The 4,813-nt window shown below is 61.6% G+C and carries 5 protein-coding genes; 3 read left to right on the forward strand and 2 right to left on the reverse strand.

Annotation, left to right across the window (positions count from 1 at the left end; genetic code table 11):
* Nucleotides 1-292: 292 nt before the first annotated feature.
* Both EN780_RS27690 and EN780_RS27695 read left to right on the forward strand, forming a co-directional pair.
* A complete protein-coding gene (locus EN780_RS27690; RefSeq protein WP_127286705.1) occupies nucleotides 293-1,072 on the forward strand; it encodes a Bax inhibitor-1/YccA family protein in 780 nt (259 codons plus the stop codon).
* A gap of 105 nt (nucleotides 1,073-1,177) precedes the next feature.
* The gene (locus EN780_RS27695; RefSeq protein WP_127391709.1) at nucleotides 1,178-1,756 is read left to right on the forward strand and encodes a GNAT family N-acetyltransferase; all 579 of its coding nucleotides are present in this window, start codon (nucleotides 1,178-1,180) and stop codon (nucleotides 1,754-1,756) included.
* A gap of 128 nt (nucleotides 1,757-1,884) precedes the next feature.
* On the opposite strand, the gene EN780_RS27700 is transcribed toward EN780_RS27695, so the two are convergent.
* On the reverse strand, nucleotides 1,885-2,274 hold the full coding sequence (locus tag EN780_RS27700; protein WP_126057429.1) for a DUF2794 domain-containing protein: 390 nt from the start codon (nucleotides 2,272-2,274) through the stop codon (nucleotides 1,885-1,887).
* A 582-nt stretch (nucleotides 2,275-2,856) separates the two neighbouring features.
* Here EN780_RS27700 and EN780_RS27705 point away from each other — a divergent pair.
* On the forward strand, nucleotides 2,857-3,528 hold the full coding sequence (locus EN780_RS27705) for a DUF938 domain-containing protein (protein WP_127391708.1): 672 nt from the start codon (nucleotides 2,857-2,859) through the stop codon (nucleotides 3,526-3,528).
* 135 nt (nucleotides 3,529-3,663) lie between these two features.
* On the opposite strand, the gene EN780_RS27710 is transcribed toward EN780_RS27705, so the two are convergent.
* Nucleotides 3,664-4,452, reverse strand: a complete 789-nt coding sequence (locus EN780_RS27710) for a thioredoxin family protein (protein WP_128275890.1) — start codon at nucleotides 4,450-4,452, stop codon at nucleotides 3,664-3,666.
* Nucleotides 4,453-4,813: the final 361 nt, after the last annotated feature.

The following is a 4,813-nucleotide window of genomic DNA, read 5'->3' on the forward strand; positions in this document are numbered from 1 at the left end:
GCCTTGCCGGAACCTGGCGGGTGCTCGGGCATAAGGCGGCGCCGGTGCTGCGCAATCTCTGATTTGCCGGGCTGGCGACACCCGAGCCGGGTTAAATCTTGGTAAGAATGCCCCCGAAAAAGGCCGTCAAAGCGGCTTTTTACCTTCTCACGAACCGTTACAGCCGGTTACGGACTTGTTCTTCAGGCGAAGAACCATCATATTCCGCGCAGGCATGCTGGAGCCCTGCCAGCGGCGCCTGGGCCAGAAAAGGCCGGACACCGGACGGGGCAGAAGCAACAGAGGAATTCCAATGGCTGATCCCATTCGCAACTACCAGACGCGCGCCGTGCCCGGCACCCGTGTCGATGCGGACATCGACCAGGGCCTGCGCGCCTACATGATCAAGGTCTACAACCTGATGGGGCTTGGCCTGCTCATCACCGGCCTTGCCGCTATCGGCACGATCATGCTGGCCACCACCACTGACCCGGCCTCGGCGGTCGCTACGCTGCCGAGCGGCGAGATGCTGACCTCCTTCGGCTATGCGATCTTCGGCTCGCCGCTGCGCTGGGTCGTCATCCTCGCCCCGCTGGCGCCGGTGCTGTTCCTGTCGGCCCGCATCCAGTCGATGAGCGTTTCGGCCGCGCAGACCACGTTCTGGGTCTATGCCGGCCTTGTCGGCCTGTCGCTGTCGTCGATCTTCCTTGTCTATACGAGCGCCAGCATCTCGCAGACCTTCTTCGCTACCGCGGCCGCCTTCGGCGCGCTGTCGCTCTACGGCTATACGACCAAGCGCGACCTGACGGCGTTCGGCTCGTTCCTGGTCATGGGCGTTTTCGGCCTGATCATCGCCATGGTGATCAACATCTTCCTGGCGTCGTCGGCGCTGTCCTTCGCCATCTCGGCGATCGGCGTGCTGATCTTTTCCGGCCTCACCGCCTACGACACGCAGAAGATCAAGGAGATGTATTTCGACGGCGACGCCAGCGATGTCGCCGGCCGCAAGGCGACTATGGGCGCCTTGAGGCTCTATCTCGACTTCATCAACCTGTTCATGTTCCTGCTGCAGTTCATGGGCGACCGCCGCTGAACGGCACTGGACTACTGAGTTCACGAAGGGCGGCCCAATGGCCGCCCTTTTCTTTTGCGCCTGCCTTTGCTGTTATGGAGGGCAGGTGAAAGATTTGCATAAATTATGAGCAGCATCACGATCAGAGCCGCCGGCGCCGCGGACCTCGCCCGAGTCACGGAAATCTACGCCGATGCGGTGACGCACGGCACCGCCAGCTACGAGCTGGAGCCGCCGAGCCGCGCCGAGATGGGCAGCCGATTCGACAGTCTGACGGCGGGCGGCTTCCCCTATCTGGTGGCGGAAAAGGATGGCGCGGTGCTCGGCTATGCCTATGCCGGTCCGTTCCGGCCACGCCCGGCCTATCGCTTCGTCGTCGAGGATTCCGTCTATGTCGCGCCCGAGGCGAAGGGCCAGGGTGTCGGGAGGCTGCTGATGCAAGGGCTGATCGACGCGGCCGAGGCGGCCGGCTTCCGCCAGATCATCGCCGTCATCGGCGACGGCCATGCCGACAGCGCCTCGGTGCGGCTGCACGAGAAGCTCGGCTTCCGCCATTCCGGGCGCCTGGAAGGGTCCGGCTACAAGCACGGACGCTGGCTGGACACGGTCTTCATGCAGCTGTCGCTGAATGGCGGGGCAGGACGTGCGCCGGATCCGGATTCGTGGCCGGAGCGGAGGTTCCGGCTCGGAGGGAGAGGGAACTGAGGAATTGAAGAATTGAGGAATTGAAGAAAAGGCTTTTATATCAGGCGTTTAGCGCCCTTTCTCTTCAATTCCCCAGTTCTTCAATTCCCCAGTTCCTCAGTTCCTCAGTTCCTCTTCGACTTCCCAGCTCACGCCTCGATGACCTTCAGCTTGGGATCGAAGACGCCGAGCACGCGGCCGAGCTCCTGGCCGCGCTTCAGGATGCGGCCGCCGGCGGCGATGACGGAGAAGGCGCCCTGGCGGCGCGCCAGCTTCGGATCCTTGACGATCTGGAACAGCGGCACCTCGCTGGCGCGGCGGAAGACGGAGAAGACGGCGCGGTCGGAGAGATGGTCGATGGCGTAATCGCGCCATTCATTGGCGGCGACCATGCGTCCGTAGAGCCTGAGGATCTGATCGAGTTCGCGCCGGTCGAAGCGCACCGGCTGGTCGAGGCGCTCGCGTCGGGCCTCATGCAGCGGGATCAATATTGCGGATGCGTCCCCATCCTCCGTCCCACTGCCACCGCGATCGGTCATGCCTAGATCCTTCGAATGAATCTTCGCCCTCAGAAGTTGGCCCGTTCGCCATGGAATTGCAAGAGCCGGCGAAGCACGCCAGCGCAGCGCTGTTTCCGTCACGTCCAGTCACGTTTGTGAACCTCCTGTTGGAATTGGTGATGCTCTGCCACATTTCTGCCATTTTCTAACCGCGCTCATGCCCCAATGTCCGACGAGTTTACCGGCGTTGCCTGAGACGGTTCGGTCCGGCACCGGCTCGTAAACCCCAAGCCCCCCGCCCACGGGTCTGCGTCGGATCGAACCAACCTCGGTTTTCCCTCGGAAAATCGGGTGCGACGATCCCAAAACCTAAATGACCGGCGTCAGAAGCAAGCTGACGCCGGTTTTTTATTGCGTGGCTTTCGCGATCCCAGGGTCTGCGCTGCGTCGCTTCGCTCCTAGTGATGAAGAGGCTGACGCTTGGCACAGGACGCGTAGGACCAATTCCAACCATCCTCGGATATTCCTTCGACGAGGCCTTGCAGTCCAAAATCTTCGGGATCCGGTTCCATCATTTCAGCTATAAAGCGGGAAACGTCGGCCCCGGAGGATCTGCGGCCCATGCCCGAGGAGAATGACAACCGCTCGCCTGTTGCGCTTGAACAGCGCGGCGTAAGCCCCGACCAGCGCATGTTCTCGCCTTCAGCTGCGCGAAATTTGGCACCGATCCTCGCGGTCCTAAAGCGTGTTCTTCCGACACATGGCGTGGTGCTGGAGATTGGTTGCGGGACCGGGGAGCACGCCGTGTGTTTTGCGGAAGCGATGCCCAACCTCACCTGGCAGCCAAGCGATCCTGATGCCGACGCACGCGCCAGCACCTCTAGCTGGATCAAATTTTCCGGGTTGAATAATGTGCTCGCGCCGCTTGATATAGATGTGTGCTCGAGATCATGGGGCGTCGAGCAAACGGCGCCGTTTGACGCCATCGTGTCGATCAATATGGTCCATATCGCGCCGTGGGCGGCAAGTTTAGGATTGTTTGCAGGCGCTGGCCGTTTGCTCCGCCCTGGTGGGCTTCTTGTTCTCTACGGGCCATTCACGCGCGACGGCACACACAACGCACCATCCAACGCCGCTTTCGACGCATCTCTAAAGGAGCGCAACCCATCTTGGGGTGTGCGTGATATTGCTGATCTTGAACGCGTGGGGGAGGCCTCTCGACTTAGTCTCCGCGAGGCGATCGAGATGCCTGCTAACAATTTGTCGGTTGTCTTCTCCTGCGATAGTGCCTGAACGACAATCGGTCCCATTCTATTGGCTAATTTATCGTTTTAGTGGAAACGCTGAACCGCTCTATCTCTTTGTTTTGACGCAATTCCGGACGCAAACCGCTACGCACTTCCTGGAATGCTCTAGGACGAGGAAGCTCTAAAGCCGGTCGGGCTTGCGGATGAAGGCGGCGCCGAGGATCGGGCCTGGCATGCCGTCCTTGCCGACGGATTGCAGCAGCACCGCGCAGCCGGCCTTCTTGGCGATTTCGGTCATCGGCAATTCGTAGCGCTGCGGCTTGCCGTGCCACATGCCGGCGATCTGGATGTCGGAGACGGCGTTCCAATAGGTCAGGCTGCGGCCGCTGTTCTCGCCCTGGCCGATCTTCACCATCTGCGGCGGATCGAAATAGACGATCACCACATGGGCGTCGTTGGGGCCGTTGCCGGCGTCGCCGGCATCGATCATGACGCGGTCGCTGGTGCGGCTGACCTTGATGCCGACGCGCATGCCTTCGCCGGTCCGGTCGAGGCGCGCCAGCGTGCCGTCGACTTCCTTGCGGCTGGCGCCGTTGACGTGGCTGCGGCCGTTGATGACGGCTTGCGGCGTGTAGACAGAGCGGCTGCCGAAGGCGCGCATATAATCGTACTGCCGGTCGGTGTTTTCCTTGCTGCTCAGCGTGTCCTGCCAGCCGAGATAGTCCCAGTAGTTGACGTGATAGGCGAGCGCGACGAGGTCCTCCTTGCTGGCAAGCTCAGCAAAGAACTCGTCGGCCGGCGGACAGGAGCTGCAGCCCTGGCTGGTGAAAAGCTCGACCACGCCGAGCGGCTTGTCGGTTTGCTGTTTATCGGCCCGGGCGCTCTCTGGCTCGCTTGCAAGCACCGCGCCGGCACATGCCGACAGGGCCAGCGCAAGTGCCGCGAGCCGCAAGGGTTTTGCAAATGCCATGGCCGTTCCGATTCCCGCCGGTGACGCCGGCCTTGTTCTGATTGCTAAAATATGTGGCAGAACCGCCAGTCAACGGGAAGTCACGTTGCGGTGAAATTTTCGGCGCTGCAAGCACGCCCAGGGCCGCAATAGGAAAGACCCCTCCACTTCATGCTGCGGTTCGATTCGGAGGGCGCATCATCGTCATGTGGCAAACACTCCTGACGCCCGTCGATCTTTATTGCGAGCGGACCGGGCCGGAACTTTGGGCAGAGCCGGCTAATGCTTTGACCAACCTTGCCTTTTATTGCCGCGGGATTGTGGGGCGCGCGGGAAGTGCGGAATAGGGGAATAGGGGAATAGGGGAATAGGGGAATAGGGG

Origin of the sequence: Mesorhizobium sp. M4B.F.Ca.ET.089.01.1.1 (genome assembly GCF_004022605.1) — a bacterium.
Taxonomy (GTDB): Bacteria; Pseudomonadota; Alphaproteobacteria; order Rhizobiales; family Rhizobiaceae; genus Mesorhizobium; species Mesorhizobium abyssinicae.

Coding starts and splice junctions, on each gene's coding strand:
- EN780_RS27695 (WP_127391709.1), top strand. CDS start 1,178: ATGAGCAGCATCACGATCAGAGCCGCCGGCGCCGCGGACCTCGCCCGA.
- EN780_RS27705 (WP_127391708.1), top strand. CDS start 2,857: ATGCCCGAGGAGAATGACAACCGCTCGCCTGTTGCGCTTGAACAGCGC.
- EN780_RS27710 (WP_128275890.1), bottom strand. CDS start 4,452: ATGGCATTTGCAAAACCCTTGCGGCTCGCGGCACTTGCGCTGGCCCTG.
- EN780_RS27700 (WP_126057429.1), bottom strand. CDS start 2,274: ATGACCGATCGCGGTGGCAGTGGGACGGAGGATGGGGACGCATCCGCA.
- EN780_RS27690 (WP_127286705.1), top strand. CDS start 293: ATGGCTGATCCCATTCGCAACTACCAGACGCGCGCCGTGCCCGGCACC.